Source organism: Rhizobium sp. 05N430, from assembly GCF_056396985.1.
Window position 1 is genome coordinate 744,407 of sequence record NZ_JBFTMO010000002.1, and the last position, 17,867, is coordinate 762,273.

At 61.8% G+C, this 17,867-nt stretch carries 15 protein-coding genes; 5 read left to right on the plus strand and 10 right to left on the minus strand.

All coding sequences use genetic code 11. From position 1 onward, the window contains the following. Window positions 1–55: 55 nt before the first annotated feature. Window positions 56–1,294, minus strand: a complete 1,239-nt coding sequence (locus tag AC1DJO_RS07235; RefSeq protein ID WP_112388210.1) for an ABC transporter substrate-binding protein — start codon at window positions 1,292–1,294, stop codon at window positions 56–58. Between the two features lie 40 nt (window positions 1,295–1,334). Further along, window positions 1,335–2,312 carry a LacI family DNA-binding transcriptional regulator gene (locus tag AC1DJO_RS07240; protein WP_310291197.1) on the minus strand — a complete coding sequence of 326 codons (978 nt, stop codon included), beginning with the start codon at window positions 2,310–2,312 and terminating at the stop codon, window positions 1,335–1,337. A gap of 302 nt (window positions 2,313–2,614) precedes the next feature. Between AC1DJO_RS07240 and AC1DJO_RS07245 the strand changes: the two genes are divergently transcribed. The 4 genes from AC1DJO_RS07245 to AC1DJO_RS07260 all read left to right on the plus strand — a co-directional run bounded on the left by AC1DJO_RS07245 (window position 2,615) and on the right by AC1DJO_RS07260 (window position 5,567). Continuing rightward, on the plus strand, window positions 2,615–2,896 hold the full coding sequence (locus AC1DJO_RS07245; protein WP_112388208.1) for a type II toxin-antitoxin system ParD family antitoxin: 282 nt from the start codon (window positions 2,615–2,617) through the stop codon (window positions 2,894–2,896). After that, window positions 2,886–3,200: a type II toxin-antitoxin system RelE/ParE family toxin gene (locus AC1DJO_RS07250; protein ID WP_112388207.1), complete on the plus strand. Its 315-nt coding sequence runs from the start codon at window positions 2,886–2,888 to the stop codon at window positions 3,198–3,200. Before AC1DJO_RS07245 ends, AC1DJO_RS07250 begins: the two co-directional genes overlap by 11 nt. 155 nt (window positions 3,201–3,355) lie before the next feature. Then, a complete protein-coding gene (locus AC1DJO_RS07255) occupies window positions 3,356–4,549 on the plus strand; it encodes an acyltransferase family protein (protein ID WP_112388985.1) in 1,194 nt (397 codons plus the stop codon). A gap of 106 nt (window positions 4,550–4,655) precedes the next feature. Next, entirely contained in the window at window positions 4,656–5,567 is a 912-nt protein-coding gene (locus AC1DJO_RS07260; protein ID WP_112388206.1) for an alpha/beta hydrolase, read from the plus strand. Between the two features lie 3 nt (window positions 5,568–5,570). On the opposite strand, the gene AC1DJO_RS07265 is transcribed toward AC1DJO_RS07260, so the two are convergent. The 7 genes from AC1DJO_RS07265 to bcoG form a co-directional block, all read right to left on the minus strand. Continuing rightward, the gene (locus AC1DJO_RS07265; protein ID WP_112388205.1) at window positions 5,571–7,574 is read right to left on the minus strand and encodes a CocE/NonD family hydrolase; all 2,004 of its coding nucleotides are present in this window, start codon (window positions 7,572–7,574) and stop codon (window positions 5,571–5,573) included. A 57-nt stretch (window positions 7,575–7,631) separates the two neighbouring features. Then, window positions 7,632–9,263 (minus strand): ABC transporter ATP-binding protein, encoded by a 1,632-nt coding sequence (locus AC1DJO_RS07270; RefSeq protein WP_477969550.1) that lies wholly within the window; start codon window positions 9,261–9,263, stop codon window positions 7,632–7,634. Further along, window positions 9,256–10,083: an ABC transporter permease gene (locus AC1DJO_RS07275; RefSeq protein WP_112514923.1), complete on the minus strand. Its 828-nt coding sequence runs from the start codon at window positions 10,081–10,083 to the stop codon at window positions 9,256–9,258. Before AC1DJO_RS07275 ends, AC1DJO_RS07270 begins: the two co-directional genes overlap by 8 nt. Then, window positions 10,080–11,087: an ABC transporter permease gene (locus tag AC1DJO_RS07280; RefSeq protein WP_477969552.1), complete on the minus strand. Its 1,008-nt coding sequence runs from the start codon at window positions 11,085–11,087 to the stop codon at window positions 10,080–10,082. The genes AC1DJO_RS07275 and AC1DJO_RS07280 overlap by 4 nt, the downstream gene beginning before the upstream one ends. Window positions 11,088–11,179: 92 nt before the next feature. Then, complete coding sequence (locus AC1DJO_RS07285) at window positions 11,180–12,769, minus strand: ABC transporter substrate-binding protein (RefSeq protein ID WP_112388202.1); 1,590 nt, start codon at window positions 12,767–12,769, stop codon at window positions 11,180–11,182. 705 nt (window positions 12,770–13,474) lie between these two features. Next, complete coding sequence (locus tag AC1DJO_RS07290) at window positions 13,475–14,968, minus strand: carnitine 3-dehydrogenase (protein ID WP_477969554.1); 1,494 nt, start codon at window positions 14,966–14,968, stop codon at window positions 13,475–13,477. A gap of 7 nt (window positions 14,969–14,975) precedes the next feature. Continuing rightward, the gene (gene bcoG, locus AC1DJO_RS07295) at window positions 14,976–15,878 is read right to left on the minus strand and encodes a 3-dehydrocarnitine:acetyl-CoA trimethylamine transferase BcoG (protein ID WP_442209397.1); all 903 of its coding nucleotides are present in this window, start codon (window positions 15,876–15,878) and stop codon (window positions 14,976–14,978) included. Between the two features lie 100 nt (window positions 15,879–15,978). Between bcoG and AC1DJO_RS07300 the strand changes: the two genes are divergently transcribed. Further along, window positions 15,979–16,977 (plus strand): GlxA family transcriptional regulator, encoded by a 999-nt coding sequence (locus AC1DJO_RS07300; RefSeq protein ID WP_477969556.1) that lies wholly within the window; start codon window positions 15,979–15,981, stop codon window positions 16,975–16,977. On the opposite strand, the gene AC1DJO_RS07305 is transcribed toward AC1DJO_RS07300, so the two are convergent. Next, window positions 16,946–17,821, minus strand: a complete 876-nt coding sequence (locus tag AC1DJO_RS07305) for a LysR substrate-binding domain-containing protein (protein ID WP_112388197.1) — start codon at window positions 17,819–17,821, stop codon at window positions 16,946–16,948. The two genes, AC1DJO_RS07300 and AC1DJO_RS07305, sit on opposite strands and share 32 nt — an antisense overlap. Window positions 17,822–17,867: the final 46 nt, after the last annotated feature.

A 17,867-nucleotide genomic window follows, 5' to 3' on the forward strand; every position in this document is an offset into this window, starting at 1 on the left:
AGGGATGGATCGGCCGGAGAGCTGCCACCGCTCCCCGGCCGCGGCCGGGAGAGACTTATTGGCCGCTGTCTATGATCGACTGCATTTCGGACTGGGCGTTCGAGAACGCACCATCGACATCGTCGCCGAAGATCGCTGCGTTGGTGAACGTTGCCCAGGGGCCGTTGGCGCTGTTGATCAGGTCGTTGAACTGCAGCGTGTAGGGCGTCTTGGCGACGGCGATCGCCTTCAGGCCGACTTCCATGCGCGGGTCGAGCCCGGCGAGGACCTCACTGGCGATATCGCCGCGGGTCGGCAGGCTGCCATACTTGGCCATCACTTTCTGGCCGTCCATCGAGTAGATATATTCGATGAACTCCTTCACCGCGTCGATCTTCTTCGTGCCCTTGGTGATGACGAAGTTGTCGCCACCGGCGAAGGATGACGGCTTGCCATCGACGCCGGGGATCAGCGTCACGCCGAAGTTGATATCCGGATGGCTGGTGACCAGCGTGCCGATGGCAAAGGCGCCCAGCGACTGCTGGCCGATCTTGCCGTTGGTGAAGCTCAGGAAGTTCGAGCCGTTATCGCTGGCAGCGCCTGCCGGAACTAGATCCTTCTTGACCATGTCACGGTAGAAGCCGACAGCCTTGCGCATCTGCGGCGTATCGAGCGTCGCAGTCTTGCCATCGGCCGACAGGATATCCGCACCACCGCCCCAGACGAGCGGCGTGAAGGTGAAGATCATGCAGCCGCCGCAACCGCCGCCCGAGAAATAGAAGCCATAGGTATCGTCACCGAGCTTGCGGATCTTCTCGGCATTTGCCTCGATTTCTTCCCAGGTCGCGGGCGCCTTTTCAGGGTCGAGCCCGGCCTTCTTGTAGAGGTCTTTGTTCCAGGCGAAGACCGAGGTCTCGACCGAAAGCGGCAGGCCGTAGATCTTGTCCTGATAGGTGCCGAGCCGGACATGCGACGGCGACAGCGAGTTGAAATAGGGCAGTTTCTTCGCCCAATCCGTCAGGTCCTCCAGCTGCCCTGCTGCGGCGAAGGCCGGCGTGTAGATCAGGTCCATCGACAGCGCATCGGGCGCCTGGCCGCCGGCGATTGCCGTCGCATATTTCTGCACCAACTCGCTGAACGGCACTTCGGTCGCGACGACCTGGTTTTCGTGGCTGGAATTATAGGCTTCGACGACCTTCTTGAAGGCGTCGCCGATACCTGAGCGAACCCACATTTCAATCTTTTCGGCAGCCGAGGCTGTCGATACGAGGCTAAGGGTGGCAAGGCTCGTTGCCACCAACAGACGCTTCATCATGGCACTCCTCCCAATAGGGCGCGTCTCCTTCGCGCCGTTTCTAAATCCCGAGGGCGTCGCCCCCGCATGTCTGCCGCACCACGAGGCGGCACGGCAATTTCCGGATGCCGGGCTCCACCGGCCGCCCTTCGGCAAGCGCCAGAACCGTCAATCCGGCCTGGCGCCCCAGTTCCCGCAGCTCCATGTCCACCGTTGTCAGCGGCGGACGGGTCTGGGCGGCGACAATCTCCCAATTGTCGAAGCCGACCACCGAAACATCCTGCGGCACCTTGATGCCGCGCTCGCGCAACGCGTCGATGACGCCGCGGGCAATCTGGTCGTTGCCGCAGAAGATGCCGTCGGGTCTTTCGCCCCCGGCACTCCAGAGCCTTGCGACCGCATCGTGCCCCCAGCTTTCCGACCAGACGCCGAACATCACGGGCCGCTCGCTGTCGGCAGCCTCGCGAAATGCGTTGGCCCGTTCGCGCACCGAGAAGAAATCCTCCGGCCCGGTGATATGCACGAGCCGCCGCCGCCCAAGCTTCGCCAGCCATTCCGCGGCAAGCTTTGCGCCATGTGCGTCGTCGGAACGGAAAGTGACGCTGTCAGGCGCCCCTTCGGTGAAGGCGTAGACGACAGGCACATGCAAATTCGACAGATCGACCGGCAACCGTCTATCCAGACGCTTTCCTGTCGCGATGATGCCGTCCACCTGCTTGTCGAGCATCGCATCGACATGGATCTGCGCGAGGGCCGGATCATCCTCGATGGCGCAGAGGAAGACCGAGACGCCATGATCGACCAGCGCCTCGGAAATCCCCGCCATGACAGGCAGGGTGAAACGGCCGTATGTGTCGTTGGTCAGAAGCCCGATCGTGAAGCTGCGCTTGCTGAGCAGACCGCGCGCCAGAGCATTCGGCCGGAAGCCGATCTCGGCTGCGATGCGCTTGACCCGCTCTCGGGTATCGATGCCCATGCGGCCCGTGTCGTTCAGCGCCTTCGATGCCGTCGAGATACTGACGCCGGCGGCCGCCGCCACGTCGTGAATGGTAATCCGCCCGCGCTTTCCTCCCGCGATATCCAGTGTCGTCCTCCCGCAGTTCGACGGTGAGAAAACCTTTTACCAAGTCGGCTGTCAAGTGAGAAAAGGTTTTCTCACAGCTGATAGCTGTCTTGCTTCGATCGCGGTTGTGAATAGCGGTGAGCGAGGATGGCTATCGCGCCCTCGATGGGAGAGGTGAAATACTGAAACGTCATTGGAAGCAGCGCTTCCATTCACGTGAGACTTGCAGAATGCTCGGGCGGTAGTAATATTTACCACCGATGTTGGAGAAACAGCCGATGGCCAATGTTGAAAAGATCAGTGTTTCCATGACGCCGCAGCAGGCCGATCTGCTTCGCGATGCAGTAAGCAGCGGCGCCTACGCGAGCAATAGCGAAGTGATCCGCGAGGCTCTGCGGGACTGGACCGCCAAATGGGAGAACCGCAAAGGCGACATCGAGCGCCTACGCCGCGCGTGGGAAGAAGGCAAGGCGAGCGGAGAGCCGGTTGCCGCTGATTTCGAGAGCATTCGAATGGAGGCGCGCAAAGCATTGGACACAGCGCGCAACAATGGCCGCTAAGCTACTCTGGCTACCGAAGGCTCTGACGGATGTGCACGACATCTACGTGCAAATCGGCCTCGACAATCCTGCCTCTGCCGAGCGCTTCTTCGATCGGTTTGAGCAAAAGGCACAGTTACTGGCAGGCCAGCCACGCATGGGAGTGCGCCGCCCTGAGATCAGCGCAACCACGCGAATGCTTGTCGAAGCGCCATTTGTAATTCTTTACGAGACCATTCCTGACGATGATGAGGCACCGATCGAAACCGTTCAGATCGTCCGTGTCATAGACGGTCGTCGCGATCTCGAAAATCTGCCGATTTGACCCAGGCAAGATCACACTAGCTCGCCGGCACCTGCTTGGCATCTCGCTTGTTTGGCTAATAAAGCATCGGTTTACGAAGTTTCGGCAGCGATCCTTAATATCTGAGGGGTACAGCATATCGGATGATGGTGCTGTGCGGGGATCCGTCGTCTGCGATGAGAGAGAGACTTTACTATGTGGATCGTCTGAGGGTTTTCGCCTTTGGCCTGCTGATCCTCTATCATTCCGCGGCCGCATTCTTCCCTGACATGGGCTGGCTGCTGCATAGCGAGAATACCAGTCGCGGCCTGTCGCTCATCATGGATTTTCCGCGCGCCTGGCGTCTTGCGCTGCTGTTCTTCATATCCGGCATGGGCGTCGCCTTTACCTTCAAGCCAGAGCACGGGCTGACATTCATTTACCGGCGCACCCTGCGCCTGCTCATCCCGCTGCTCTTTGCCATGGCTGTCATCGTCGTGCCGCAGGTCTGGTACGAGCGGATGTATGAGAACGGCTATACCGGTTTGTTCCTGGAATTCTGGCTGACGCGCTATTTCACCGAGGGAAAATATCCGACCGGCAATTTCACCTGGGCGCATATGTGGTTCGTCGCCTACCTGCTGGTGATGTCCGTCATCTGCTACCCGATCTTTCAGTATCTGCTGCGGCCGGGAAACCCGGTCTTTGCCTGGTTCGAGCGCACGGCCAGGACAGGCGCTATCTATCTTTTCTTCCTTCTGCCCCTTGGCCTCAACCTGGCGCTTTCGCCGATCTACCCGCGCGAGACCAACGCGCTCTATAATGACGGCGCCTGGTTTGCCGTCTGGGCCAGCTGGTTCGGCCTCGGCTTCCTGATTTCCCGCCATCACCGGGCGCTGATCGGTACGCTGATTGCGCGCCGCTATGTCAGCGGCGGGATCGCGCTGGCGACCACCATCTGGCTCTATCTGGCATCCTGGACGGTCGCGCCGGAACAAGCGATCGGCAGCTACGATATCAACGAGACGCTACTCTTCAAGACCAGCGTCTTCCTGCTTGCCTGGAGCATGATCCTCACCCTGATCGGATTTGCGGCGCGCTATCTCAATCAGCCGAGCGAACGTCTGGTGACGATGAACCGGCTGGTTTTCCCGCTCTATATCGTCCACCAGACGGTAACGGTCGGAGCGCTCTATTATATCCTGCCGCTCGATTTGCCGGCGATCCCGAGCTTTGCACTTGTCGCTGCGGCAACGGCTGTTATCTCGATTGCCTTTGCGTTTGCCGTCGATCAGTTGCCGAGCCCGTTGCGCCAATTGGTGGGGCTGACGGACAAGCCGCGGCCGGCGCGCGAAAACGACGCACTGGAGCGCTCGGCGCGGCGTGGATAATCGCCCTTCTGGCGGGTTCCGGCGCGGGGATGGCGTCAACGCGCTTGCCTAATATTTGCGGCAAATCCTATCCTGTGTGATATCGCCGAACCGCACGGATTGTACCATGACCGCTACGCGCCCGATGCCCGAAGAAAAGGGTATTCTTGAGTTCCTGGAGATCTGCGCCAGCGTCTATTCGGACGATGCGATATCGCAATCGATTGAGGCGCAACGGGCGCAATATGATGCGCTTTGCGCCCGCTTCAGCCCGCCGATTCCAGAGGGACTGACATTTGCCGACAGCATCATTCGGGGCGTCCCGACGCGGCGCTATCGGCCGGCGAAGGTGACGACACCGACGCTGCTTCTTTATCTGCATGGCGGCGGCTTCGTCGTTGGCTCGCTGGAAAGCCACCATGCCATTTGCGCCGAGATTATCGAGTTTACCGGCGCCGAACTCGTCGCTGTCGATTACCGGCTGGCGCCTGAGCACCTTTGGCCGGCACAGACCGACGATGGTTTCACGGTGCTTTCGGCGCTTGCAGAAAGCGGACAGCGGATCGTGCTGATCGGCGATAGTGCGGGCGGCAATCTGGCCGCGGGTCTGGCCGTTCGCGCAGCGCAGACGGGCATCTCCAGCATTGCAGGTCAGGTGCTGATCTATCCGGCTCTCGGCGGCGATCTTTCCAAGGGATCGTATATCGAGATGGCCGAGGCACCGGGGCTGACCACCACCGATGTCGCCTACTACCGCGAGGTTCTGCAGGCGCCGCAGGATGATCCCGTTGCCGCGCCGCTGAACAGCGCCTCGGTAAAGGGCCTGCCGCCCGCTTTCATCACTGCCGCTGCTTTCGATCCGGTACGCGATGACGCGCGGAACTATGCGGCACGGCTGGCAGAAGCCGGCGTCGAGGTCTGGTTCCGCGAAGAACCACAGATGGTGCATGCCTGGCTGCGCGCGCGCCACATGAGCGACGGAGCGCTAGCCGGATTTCGCGCCGTTTGCGAAGCAGTACGCCGCTTCGCTTGTGGCTGAGGCTCACATCAGGTCGCGCGGAATGCGCTTTTCCGCAAATACCTTCTCGAAGACCTGAACATCTCCTTCATAGGCGGTCACCACGGCGCTGATGACCCATTCGCTGGCGGTGCAGCCAATCTTTGCGGTCGAGACCGTCCGCACGAACCAGCCTAGGCGGCGCATGTCACAGGTCCAGGTGGATGTGCCGGCCATCGATAGCGGATCGCCCGGCGTGATCGACCAGGTTTCTTCGCGCAACTGCCGCGTCGAGAGCCCGGCATCCGGATGTTCGAAGAGGCCAGTATCCTCATGTATCCGGTAATCGGTGCGATTGGCCGAGAGATCGCGCAGAACCTGCCGCTTTGTCACCGATGGCGCGTGCTCGATATATTTCGGCAGCGGATCGGGATTTTCGGGCTCGGGAATGCTGATTTTCCTGTGATCGCCAAGCAAAGGTAGCCCCAAGCCAAGCGAAGCGATATCGATCTCGACACCGAGATCGTCGGGTGGCGGCAGGATCATCGGCCAATAGGCCGTCGAGATCGCCAAGCGGATGCGGTGGCCCTTGCGGAAGCGATAGCCGCAGGCATCCAGCTGCAGCCGGATGGACACCGTTTCACCCGGGACCAGCGGCTGCGGATCCGCATTGCTGTCCTTATGGGTGAGATTGATGACGCCGAAGGCGACGCGTGTTGCCGTTCCGTCGGGATGAACGTCGACGAGACGGGCGCAGAGATTGCCGGTCTTCGCCGGCGAGCGCAGGGACAGCGTCAGCACCGGGCGGCCGAGATAGTCGTGATCCGATCCGAGCGGCATCGTGTCGAAAATCAGCGAACCGGCATCGTCGGAGCGCTGATCCAGCGCCATTTCGGCGTCCGGTTTCAGCGTGAAGTATTCACCCGAAGACGTCCCAGTATCGAGTGGCGAGCGAAGATAGGCGCTATGTTCCGGGGCCTGCGGGATCGGCATGCCCTCGGTGAGCTTGCCGAACTGCTCGACATAGAAGCACTGCATTTCGGGTGCGGTCCAGACATCCTTCGCCACCCAGAACCCGGGATCGAAATCGCGCCGCGGGGCAGGGCGGATGGCGTCGAGAATGTAGGCGCGGGTCTGCGGCAGCTTGTCGATGCCGTTGTCCTCGCCGCGCAACCACTTGTTCCACCAGGCGATCGCCTCGCTGTGGAAATCCGTGCGTGGTTTTGGCCAGGCGAAATGTGGATATTTGTGCACCCAGGGGCCGACAAGCGCCTTGGCCTTTTCACCGAGGCCTTCGACTGCCATCAGCGGTGTGTTGCGATACCCGTCTGCCCATCCGGCAAGCACGAGGGCCGGGATTTCGACGTCCCCGAAATTCTCCGAGATCGAGCCATGCTGCCAGAATTCATCGCGGCGCTGGTGCGTCAGCCACTCTTCCATGAAAAACGGCTCGTGTTCGAGACGCTCCAGCCACATTTCTCTCCAGCGATCGCCGACCAATTCAGGGTCGGGCGAGCGGGACTGATAGCCGAGCATTGTCGCCGCCCAGGAAAGCTGCGCCGAGAGATGGCAGCCGTTCTTGTAGTGGATGTCGTCATTGTAGCGATCGACCGTCGAGGCGATCGAGATAACCGCCTTCAGCGCCGGCGGGCGAAGGGCTGCGACTTGGAGGCTGTTGAACCCGCCCCAGGAGATGCCCATCATGCCGACCGAGCCGTTCGACCATGGTTGCGCGGCGATCCAGGCGATCAGCTCGCAGGCATTGGCCAGTTCGAGCTCGGTATATTCGCCATCGATAACGCCATCGGATTCGCCGGACCCGCGGATATCGACGCGCACGCCGGCGATGCCTGCGGCGGCAAAGACCGGATAGGTCGACTCGTCGCGCAGGCAGGTTCCGTCGCGTTTGCGGTAGGGCAGGAATTCGAAGACAGCGGGAACCGGATCGCTCTCGGCGCCATCAGGCATCCAGATGCGGGCGGCAAGCCGGGTGCCGTCGTCAAGCGTGATCCATTGATTTTCGATGGTGGTGAAGCCGCGGTCGGTCATGCCTTTTCCTCTATGCACTCTTGCAAGACGAGGCGGCTTGCGCCGCCCCGCGCCTGTTTAGTTGCCGGCACTTTCCATGCGGCGCGTGGCAAGAACCCGTTCCAGCCAGCCGATCTCCATCTCCGGCACGGATTTGAGCAGCAGGTCGGTATAGTCGTCGAAGGGCGGCGAGAGCGCTTTCGACTTCGGCCCGAACCTGACAAGCTTGCCCCGATGCATCACCGCCACGCTATCGGCGATCGCCCGGACGATGGCGATGTCGTGGGTGATGAAGATATAGGAAAGCTTCTCCTCCTCCTGCAGTCGCAGCAGCAGCTTCAGGATACCCTCCGCGACCAGCGGGTCGAGCGCCGAGGTCGGTTCGTCGCAGAGGATGAGCTCGGGCTTTGCCGCCAGCGCCCGGGCGATCGCCACGCGCTGTTTCTGCCCACCGGAGAGTTCGGCCGGGTAGCGGTCGATGAAGCCGTTGCCCATTTCGATCTGGTCGAGCAGCTCCTTCACCCGCGCCGTCTTCTTGGCGCCCCGCAGCCCGTAGTAGAAGGTGAGGGGACGGCCGATGATATCGCGAACGGTCTGGCGCGGGTTCATCGCCGTATCGGCCATCTGATAGATCAGCTGGATACGCCGAAGGTCATCTTTCGAGCGCTTCTTCAGATCCGGCGTCAACGGCTTGCCGTCGAAGATGACACGGCCTGCATTCGGCGGCAGCAGGCCGGTGATGACGCGCGCGAGCGTCGATTTTCCGGAACCGGATTCGCCGACGACCGCCAGTGTCTGGCCCTTCGGCACGTGTAGAGAAACGTCGTGCAGCACCTTGAAGCCGTTGGAATATTCGGCGCTGACATTCTCGACCTTCAGCAGTGTCCCCGATTGATCCGGCGCCTCCGCGCGCGCGGCCTGCCGGACATTCACCAGCGCCCGCGTATAGTCCTGCCGCGGTTGCTCGATGATCTGCTGCACGCTGCCATACTCCACCGTCTTGCCGTGCCGGAGAACCATGATGTCGTCTGATATCTGCGCAACGACGGCGAGGTCGTGGGTGATGTAGAGGGCCGCCGTATGCGTCTCCTCGATCGCATGCTTGATGGCGGCGAGCACGTCGATCTGTGTCGTCACGTCGAGCGCAGTCGTCGGTTCGTCGAAAACGATCAGCGACGGGTTGGAGCAGAGCGCCATCGCGGTCATGGCGCGCTGCAGCTGGCCACCGGAGACCTGATGCGGAAAGCGGTCGCCGAAGCTTTCCGGGTTTGGCAGGCCAAGCACCTGGAAGAGATAGAGTGCCCGTTTGCGCGCCTCGTCCTTGGTCATCAGGCCGTGTTTGACCGAAGCCTCGATCACCTGATCGCCGAGCTTGTGGGCCGGGTTGAAGGCGGCAGCCGCCGACTGCGCGACATAGCAGACGCGGGCACCGCGGATCTGCCTGATGCCGCCCTTGCCGAGCGGCAGGATGTCCTTACCCTCGAGCAGAACTTCGCCGCCGGTGATCTCGGCGCCGCCGCGGCCATAGGCGAGCGCCGACAGACCGATGGTCGATTTGCCGGCGCCGGATTCGCCGATCAGGCCGAGCACCTTGCCCTTTTGCAGGTCGAAGGAAACGCCATCGACGATCGTCACCCGTTTCGGCGGCTCGCCGGGCGGATAGCTGGTGGCCTCGATCTTCAGATTGCGAACGGAAAGAAGCTCAGGCATCGCCGCGCCCTCCCTTGAGGCTGGATGTGCGTTTCAAAAGCCAGTCGACGACGAGATTGACGCAGACGGCAAGAGCAGCGATCGCCGTTCCCGGAACGAGTGCTGCCGAAATGCCGAAGATGATGCCGTCCTTGTTGTCCTTCACCATGCCGCCCCAGTCTGCTGCCGGCGGCTGGATGCCGAGGCCGAGGAAGGAGAGGGTGGAGAGAAACAGGATCGAGAAGGCGAAGCGCAGGCCGAATTCGGCCAAAAGCGGGGTCAGCGTGTTCGGCAGGATTTCCCGGAAGATGATCCAGGCCTTGCCCTCGCCACGCAGCTTTGCGGCCTCGACGAATTCCATGACGGCCACATCGAGCGCGACGGCGCGGCCGAGGCGGTAGACGCGGGTGGAATCGAGGATCGCCATGACGAGGATCAGGATGATGATGTTCTGCGGCAGGACCGCCAGAACGACAAGCGCAAAGATCAGCGTCGGGATCGACATCATCAGGTCGTTGAAACGCGAGAACACGGTATCTATGATGCCGCGCGAAACGGCTGCCGTGAAGCTGAGCAGGATGCCAAGCGAAAACGAGATCAGCGTTGCGCCGAGCGCCACGAAGAGCGTCGTTCGGGCGCCGTAGATCAACCGCGAAAGAATATCGCGGCCGAGATTGTCGAGGCCGAAGAAATACTGGCTGTCGGCCACCTGCCAGACATTGCCGACCACTTCGGTCTCGCCGTAAGGGGCAATCCACGGGGCAAAGATCGCGAAGATGAAGGCGATGACGATACCGGTCATGCCGACCCAGGCGGTGATGGGGATATCTCTCAATCTCATCGCGGGTGCCTCAATCTCGGATTGGCAACGATGGCCAGAATGTCGGCGATCATGTTGAGGAAGATGTAGACGGCGGCGAAGATCAGGCCGCAGGCCTGCACCACGGGCATGTCGCGCACCGTCACCGCATCCACCATGTACTGGCCCATGCCGGGATAGACGAAGACCACCTCGACCACGACGACGCCGACCACGAGATAAGCGAGGTTGAGCGCCACGACATTGATGATCGGGGCCAGCGCGTTGGGCGCCGCATGCTTGACGATGGAGCGGAAGGCGCTGAGGCCCTTGAGTTCCGCCGTCTCCATATAGGCCGACGACATGACCGAAAGGATCGCCGCGCGCGTCATCCGCATCATGTGAGCAAGGACGACGAGAACCAGTGTTGCCGTCGGCAGCGCAATCGCCTGCAGCCGCTCGGCAAAGCCCATGCTGTCATAGACGGTTGCCGGAAAGGTCGCGACACCCAGCTTGACGGCGAAGACGAGGATCAGCAGGTATCCGATGAAAAATTCCGGCAGCGATATCGCCGCCAGCGAAATCACGTTGATGATCTTATCGGGCAGCCGGTTTCGGAAGTGCACCGAGAACATGCCGAGCGCCACGGCCAGCGGCACAGAGATCAATGCGGCGAAACCGGCAAGAAACAGCGAGTTCCCGAGACGTTTGCCGATCTGTTCGCTGACCGAGTTCTTGCTGGCCCAGGAGGTACCGAAGTCGCCCTGAACGGCATTGCCGAGCCATTCGAAATAGCGCGTCGTCACCGGCCGGTCGAGGCCGAGATCCTGGCGGATATTGGCGACCGCCTGCGGCGTTGCCGACTGGCCGAGATAGGTGGTGGCGAAATCGCCGGGCAGGGCTTCCAGCCCGCCGAAGATCAGAACCGACACCGCAAGCAGCAGGATGAGCGAGAGCACGAAGCGCTCGATGATGAGGGCAAGCAGCGGAAAACGCTGCCTGAACCTCAGGCCCGGCAGGGGACTGCCGGTCGATGAACTGGACATGGCGAAAGCCTCGCGCTGAAACGTCAGGGGGACCGCAAGGCATGTCCTTGCGGTCCTGGTTCAGTCAGAGATGGCGGGGAAGCCCCCGGCCGTCAGGCATCAAGCCAGACGCGGGTGGCGACGTAGCCGTTCGACATGTCGTTGCCGATATCGTGGACATAGCCCTTCACCTGCTTGGAGCAGGCGTTCACGAAATCGTTGAACATCGGCAGGATCAGGCCGCCTTCATCACGCACCATCATCGCCATGGTGCGGTACATGTCCTTGCGCTTGGTCTCGTCGAGTTCCGAGCGGGCTTCGAGCAGCAGCTTGTCGAAGTCGGGACGCTTGAAGCGGGTGTCGTTCCAATCGGCCGTCGAGAGATAGGCCGTGGAATACATCTGGTCCTGCGTCGGGCGGCCGCCCCAGTAGGAGGTCGAGAAGGGCTGGACGTTCCAGACGTTGGTCCAGTAGCCGTCACCCGGCTCGCGCTTGACCTCGATCTCGATGCCGGCCTTCTTGCAGCTTTCCTGATAGAGAACCGCCGCGTCGACACCGCCCGGGAAGGCGACTTCCGAGGTGCGCAGCAGAACCGAGCCGCTGTGGCCGGACTTCTTGTAATGGAAGGCCGCCTTGTCAGGATCATAGGCGCGCTGCTCGATACCTTCGGGGAAGAGGGCATAGGTGTTGTTGATCGGAAAGTCGTTGCCGACCTTGCCGTAGCCGCCGAGGATCTTCTTGACCATGGTTTCGCGGTCCATGGCGTATTTCAGCGCGAGGCGAAGGTCGTTGTTGTCGAACGGCGCCTTGTCGCAATGCATGATGAAGACATAGTGGCCACGGCCCGAGGTCGATAGAATCTCGACGGTCGGCGCGCGCTTTAGGAGATCGACGGTCTTCGGATCGACGCGGTTGATATAGTGCACCTGGCCCGACGAAAGCGCCGCGATGCGGGCGGTGGCGTCGTTCATGCCGATGATTTCGATGGAATCGACATAGCCGCGATCCGAGCGCCAGTCGTCGGCGTTCTTCTCGAAGGTAGCGCGGACGCCCGGCTCGAAGCTCGCCAGCTTGTAGGGACCGGTACCGATCGAGGCGAGCGGATCGTCATTGCCGCCATTCGGCTGGATGACGAGGTGATAGTCCGTCAGCAGCAGCGGCATGTCCGCATTGCCTTCGGTCAGTGTCAGCACGAGGTTGCCGCCGTCAGCCTTGATATCCTTGATCGAGCCGAGAACGCCGAGCGCACCGGATTCCGACTTCTTGTCGGTATGGCGCTTCAGGGTGGCGACGACGTCGTCGATCGTCAGTTCCTTGCCGTTGTGGAATTTCACGCCCTTGCGGATCTTGAAGGTCCAGGTGGCGGCGTCCTTCGACGGTTCCCAGGATTCGGCCAGCGACGGAACGGCGGCACCCGTCAGCGGATCGGATTCCACCAGCATGTCGCCCCAGCAGCGACCGACGCAGAACATGAATTGCGAGAGAAACTTCGCCGGGTCCTTCGAGTCGGTGGCAGCGCCGCCTTCGAGGCCGAGCTTCAGGTGGCCGCCGCGCTTCGGTTCGGCGGCTTCGGCGCTTTCGGTGAAGAGCTTGTCGGCGACGGCGAGCGTGAGGCCGGCAGCCATGGCGCGTCCCAGAAATTCGCGGCGGTTAAGCCCGCCTGCGGTGACTCGGCTTGCAAGATATTTCGTGTAGTCGTTCATTCCCCTGTTCCTTCTTGTCATGATTTAAGAATTGGCAAGTGGACCGCAGAACCGGTTTCCTCTCCGGTGCCAGATCCATATTCGTTCGGGAAAACGTCGCGGTTGGTGCCGCCTTATCTTCCTTTCTCGGTTCGACGATTGCGCGTGAGCGGAGGCGCCAGCTTGATGGCGCGGCGATCGGGAATGCCGGGAGTTCTTATTGTCCGGCCTGTTTCCTGAAGATCGGAATGATGGGTGAGAATGGCGCCCGCGATGGCGAGACGACAGCGTGCCGCATGCGTCTTCGCCGCGGCGGAAGGCGGGGAGGTCAGCAGCTCAAAGGCGCTCAAGCTACGTCCGTTCAACCTACGCTACCTCCGCTCTTGCGGCGACACGGCCCGTCAGGACTGCCTCTGCCTCTGATGTGAGTGAGATTGAATTAAGGGCTGTTTTGGGCAGTAGGGGGGCGGGTGTAGCGACATGATCTGCATCGTATGCGACATAACGAGCATATGCCCGCGCCAAGGGCAGTTTCGCATTGATGAGGGCAGGAGACATTTCGCGACTGCGCGGGAAAAGCCACCCGGCAGATAGGGGTGCAGTCCTATCCCCCTGGTTGTATTGGTTGATTTCTGCGCTGCCATGCGCTCCCCATCCCGCTAGCCCGCGCAGTGATGCCTCGCGGTATCTGCTTTCGGAAAGGGGAGTTGGCAGGCAGATCATTGCTCACCCCTGTTTCTTCTGCCCGACATGGCGTCCAACGCCATCCGGGGCAGGGAGGGAGGAATGACGCTCGGCAATCGCTTTCGCTTCGGCCAGGATTTCCGGCGGTGCCGGAACCGCCTTTCCAGCATTGGAGTCGACATGCAGCAGCATCTGCTCGGCGGTTGCCAGAACCTCGCCGCTCGCCGCATCGCAGATGCTGTGGAAGACATGCAGCCGCTTGTCGTCGACCGAGAGCAGCTGGCAGGTCGAATAGATCGCCTGGCCAAGCTTCGCTTCGCCTAGATGCCGGATATGGGTCTCCACGGTGTAGTAGCTGTGTCCGGCCTCGACATAGGCGAGACCGGCGCCGATCAGCCGTAGCAGTGCGTCGGTCGTATCGCCGAACACCTGCAGGTAGCGATGCTCGGTCATGTGGCCGTTGTAATCGACCCAGGCGGGGCTGACCTTGGCATCAACAAGCCGAAGTGGAGCCGAAGTCTTCGCCTGTTCGGCCGGCTTTGCGGCAGCCCAGAGCGAATGCTCGAAATCCTTGAGCAGCTTGCCCGCACCCCAGCCCTTGCCACCATCACCGGCCTTCAGAGCCTGGAAGATACCGGCCAGGTTTTCATCGCGGATCCGTTCGAGCTCGCGGATCGAAAGATCGCCCGCCTGCTCATCCGACTGCTGGCCGATCTTTTCGACCAGTGCGTCGTCGAGATCGACGACGTCAGTGAGCTTGGTCCAGGGCCACTGCAGGCAGGGGCCGAACTGCGCCAGGAAATGGCGCATGCCGGCTTCACCACCGGCGATCCGATAGGTCTGGAACAGACCCATCTGCGCCCAGCGCAGGCCGAAGGAATAGCGGATCACGTCGTCGAGCGTCTCGACGGTGCAGATATCGTCCTGGATCAACCAGAGCGCCTCGCGCCACAGCGCCTCCAGAAGGCGATCGCCGACAAAGGCCTCGATCTCCTTAGCGATATGAACGCCCTTCATGCCGATCGGCGGCAGCTTTTCCATTGCCGCCTTGATCGTTGCATGGCTGGTTTTCTCGCCGCCGACGATCTCGACCAGCGGCAGCAGGTAGACCGGGTTATAGGGGTGGGCAACGAACAGGCGATCGGGGAACTGCATGTCTCGCTGCAGATCGGTCGGCAGCAGGCCCGAAGTCGACGAACCGATCAGCGCATCGGGGCGGCAGGCGCCGTCGATTTGAGTCAGCACGCCGCGCTTCAGATCGAGCCTTTCAGGGACGCTTTCCTGGATCCAGTCGGCGTCGACAACAGCTTCCTCCAGTGTCTTGCAGAAGGTAAGCTTGCCGCGCGGAGGCAGGGGGGCGCCTGTCAGCATCGCATAGGCGCGCTCGGCATTGGCGATCACTTCGCCGACGATGCGCTGCGCTTCCGGATGCGGGTCGAAGACATCGACATCGATCCCGGCCAGCAGGAACCTTGCGATCCATCCGCCACCGATGACGCCGCCGCCAACACAGGCTGCCTTGTTGATCTTGATCATGCAGCCCTCAACGCTTCGTGAGCTTCAGTTTTTCACGCACGGCCGCAGGGCCGATGATGCGCGCACCCATGCCCTCGACCACCTGCACGGCCTTTTCGACCAGCTGCGCATTTGTGGCGAGCATGCCTTTTCCGGCATAGAGATTGTCTTCGAGGCCGACACGGACATTGCCGCCGGCGAGCACCGCGGCCGCCGGATAAGCCATGGCGTTGCGGCCGATCGAGAAGGCTGAGAACGTCCAGCTTTTTGGCACGTTGTTGACCATCGCCATGAAGGTGTTGAGATCGTCAGGCGCGCCCCAGGGAATGCCCATGCAGAGCTGGATCAGCACCGGATCCTCGATCAGGCCTTCTTCGGCGAGCTGCTTGGCAAACCAGAGATGACCGGTGTCGAAGGCCTCGATCTCAGGGCGGACGCCGAGATCGGTCATCTTCTTCGCCATCGCCCGCAGCATCGCCGGCGTGTTGGTCATGACGTAGTCGCCGAGGCTGAAATTCATCGTGCCGCAATCGAGCGTGCAGATCTCCGGCAGGCATTCGGCGATGTGGCTGACGCGTTCGGTGGCACCGGCCATGTCGGTGCCTGCGGGATTGAGCGGCAGCGGGCGTTCGACATCACCGAAAATCAGGTCGCCACCCATGCCGGCCGTCAGGTTCAGCACGACGTCGATATCGGCGGAGCGGATACGGTCCGTCACTTCGCGGTAGAGATCGTTGCGGCGGCTTGCAGCCCCCGTCTCGGGATCGCGGACGTGACAGTGAACAACGGCCGCCCCAGCCTTGGCGGCGTCGATCGCGGAATCCGCGATCTGCTTGGGAGTAATGGGAACGTGGCTGGATTTCGAAACCGTGTCACCGGCGCCGGTGACGGCACAGGTGATGAAGACATCGCGGTTCATCGCAAGAGGCATCGTGTTCTCCCTCGTATTGACCCCATTACGCGGCAAGATGCGGCCGCATGCTTTGCAGAAACGGAATTGATTGATACAGTTTCGGCAATCTGGAGAGACCATGCTCACCCGCTCGAACGACCGCCTCGATCTCGATCTTCTCGTCCTGCCGGAGACGAACCTGATCCTGCTCGCCTCGGTGATCGAGCCGATGCGCGGCGCAAACCGTATCGCCGGCAGCGAGCTCTACCGCTGGCGGCTTTTGACGCCTGATGGCGCGCCTGTCTTGACGACGAGCGGCATTCCGGTGCCTGCGGCCGGGGCATTCAGCACTGCACGGGAGGATGCGCCACTCTTCGTTCTGGCGAGCTACAACTGGCGCCGGAGCGCAACAGCGGCGCTGAAGATGCAGCTCTCACAGGCGGCGCGCCATCGCAGCATCATCGCCGGAATCGAATCCGGCACCTGGCTGCTGGCCGAATCCAGCCTTCTCGACCGCCTGACGGCAACGATTCACTGGGAGGATTTCGAGGATTTTTCGCTGGCCTATCCGCAGGTCAAAGCGGTCAAGGACCGCTTCGTCATCGACGGAAAGCGCCTCACCACGGCGGGGCCGCTCCCGACCGTCGATCTGATGCTGGAGATCATCCGCCAGCGGCAGGGCTATTCGCTGGCGCTCGAGGTCAGCCGCCTTTTCAGCTACGAGCAGATCTCCTTCCACAACCAAAGCCAGCTTTCACCGTCCGCCGCGGGCTTGAGCATGCGCGATCCGCGCGTGGCGTCAGCCGTGCGGCTGATGGAGGAGCACATCGAGCAGCCCGTCATGCTGAGCCGTATCGCCAAACGCGTCGGCGTCAGCGCCCGCCACTTGCAGGGGCTGTTTCAGGAGAGCATCGGCGCGCCGCCACATGTGCATTATCTGGCATTGCGGCTGAATGCGGCGCGGCGGAAAGTCATCGAGACCAAGGCATCCTTCGCCGATATCGCCGCTGCAACCGGCTTCAACTCCGCCTCCGCCTTTGCCCGCAGCTATCGCGCCAGCTTCTCCGAAAGCCCATCTGACACCCGGCGAAGGCTGCGCCGTCCCGTTACGCCAGCGCCTGATACCCAATCGGCTTGAACGCCTCGCGAACCATTTCCGCGAGCTCGCGGACAGCTTCGGTTGAATGATAAGGATTGCGGCGCAGAACGACACGCGAGGAATCGACCGGCGGAAAGCCGTCATCTGCCGTCAGTTCGCGGCAACCCGGCGGGATATTGCTCCGCGACAGCGTCGTCACTGCGAGGCCCGCAGATGCTGCGTTTTTCAATCCCGAGCTCGTGTCAGCGACGAAAGCGACGCGGTATTTCCTCCCCTGCAGATCGAGCGAGCGGAAGGCGAAGTCCCGCGACCATGTGGAATTCCGGTACGTCGCAATCGGCAGGGGATCGAGATCCTGCAGCCGATGCACCATGGAGGTGACCCACACCGTCGGATCGACGCAGAGAACCTCACCCGGCGACTGGTTGTTCCAGTCGAAGACCACAGCGAGATCGAGCTCGTCGCGCTCGAGCGCGGCAAGATTCCGCGCCGTGTAATCGCAGGACACCGTAACCTCGACAGCCGGATGCCGGACGGCAAAGGCGGAAAGTGCTGCCGGCAGCACCGTCTGGCTGTATTCCTCGGGAATACCGATGCGGACCGGCCCATCCAGCGGCTTGGTGCGGATCGTCGCCGCCGCTTCGTCCAGCAGGTCGATGACACGCCGCGCATAGGGCAAAAGCTGCAATCCCCAGCGGGTCGGGACAACACCGCGGGCGCCGCGCTCGAAGAGACTTTCGCCTATGGTTTCCTCGAGTTTCTTGATCTGGGCGCTGACCGCGGACTGCGTCCGCCCGATCGCCTGTGCCGCCGCCGAGAAATTCGACGTCTCGACGACGACGAGGAAGGTCCGGAGCAGATCGCTTTCGATGGGTTGCCGCATGATTGAGCCACAAAAAATTCAGATGGCAGCCATCTCAACTATTCGT

Bases quoted from the DNA above. Each gene is read 5' to 3' on its own strand.
- AC1DJO_RS07245 (WP_112388208.1), top strand. From the start codon at position 2,615: ATGGCCAATGTTGAAAAGATCAGTGTTTCCATGACGCCGCAGCAGGCC.
- AC1DJO_RS07290 (WP_477969554.1), bottom strand. From the start codon at position 14,968: ATGATCAAGATCAACAAGGCAGCCTGTGTTGGCGGCGGCGTCATCGGT.
- bcoG (WP_442209397.1), bottom strand. From the start codon at position 15,878: ATGCCTCTTGCGATGAACCGCGATGTCTTCATCACCTGTGCCGTCACC.
- AC1DJO_RS07250 (WP_112388207.1), top strand. From the start codon at position 2,886: ATGGCCGCTAAGCTACTCTGGCTACCGAAGGCTCTGACGGATGTGCAC.
- AC1DJO_RS07280 (WP_477969552.1), bottom strand. From the start codon at position 11,087: ATGTCCAGTTCATCGACCGGCAGTCCCCTGCCGGGCCTGAGGTTCAGG.
- AC1DJO_RS07255 (WP_112388985.1), top strand. From the start codon at position 3,356: ATGAGAGAGAGACTTTACTATGTGGATCGTCTGAGGGTTTTCGCCTTT.
- AC1DJO_RS07300 (WP_477969556.1), top strand. From the start codon at position 15,979: ATGCTCACCCGCTCGAACGACCGCCTCGATCTCGATCTTCTCGTCCTG.
- AC1DJO_RS07260 (WP_112388206.1), top strand. From the start codon at position 4,656: ATGACCGCTACGCGCCCGATGCCCGAAGAAAAGGGTATTCTTGAGTTC.
- AC1DJO_RS07285 (WP_112388202.1), bottom strand. From the start codon at position 12,769: ATGAACGACTACACGAAATATCTTGCAAGCCGAGTCACCGCAGGCGGG.
- AC1DJO_RS07275 (WP_112514923.1), bottom strand. From the start codon at position 10,083: ATGAGATTGAGAGATATCCCCATCACCGCCTGGGTCGGCATGACCGGT.
- AC1DJO_RS07270 (WP_477969550.1), bottom strand. From the start codon at position 9,263: ATGCCTGAGCTTCTTTCCGTTCGCAATCTGAAGATCGAGGCCACCAGC.
- AC1DJO_RS07265 (WP_112388205.1), bottom strand. From the start codon at position 7,574: ATGACCGACCGCGGCTTCACCACCATCGAAAATCAATGGATCACGCTT.
- AC1DJO_RS07305 (WP_112388197.1), bottom strand. From the start codon at position 17,821: ATGCGGCAACCCATCGAAAGCGATCTGCTCCGGACCTTCCTCGTCGTC.
- AC1DJO_RS07235 (WP_112388210.1), bottom strand. From the start codon at position 1,294: ATGATGAAGCGTCTGTTGGTGGCAACGAGCCTTGCCACCCTTAGCCTC.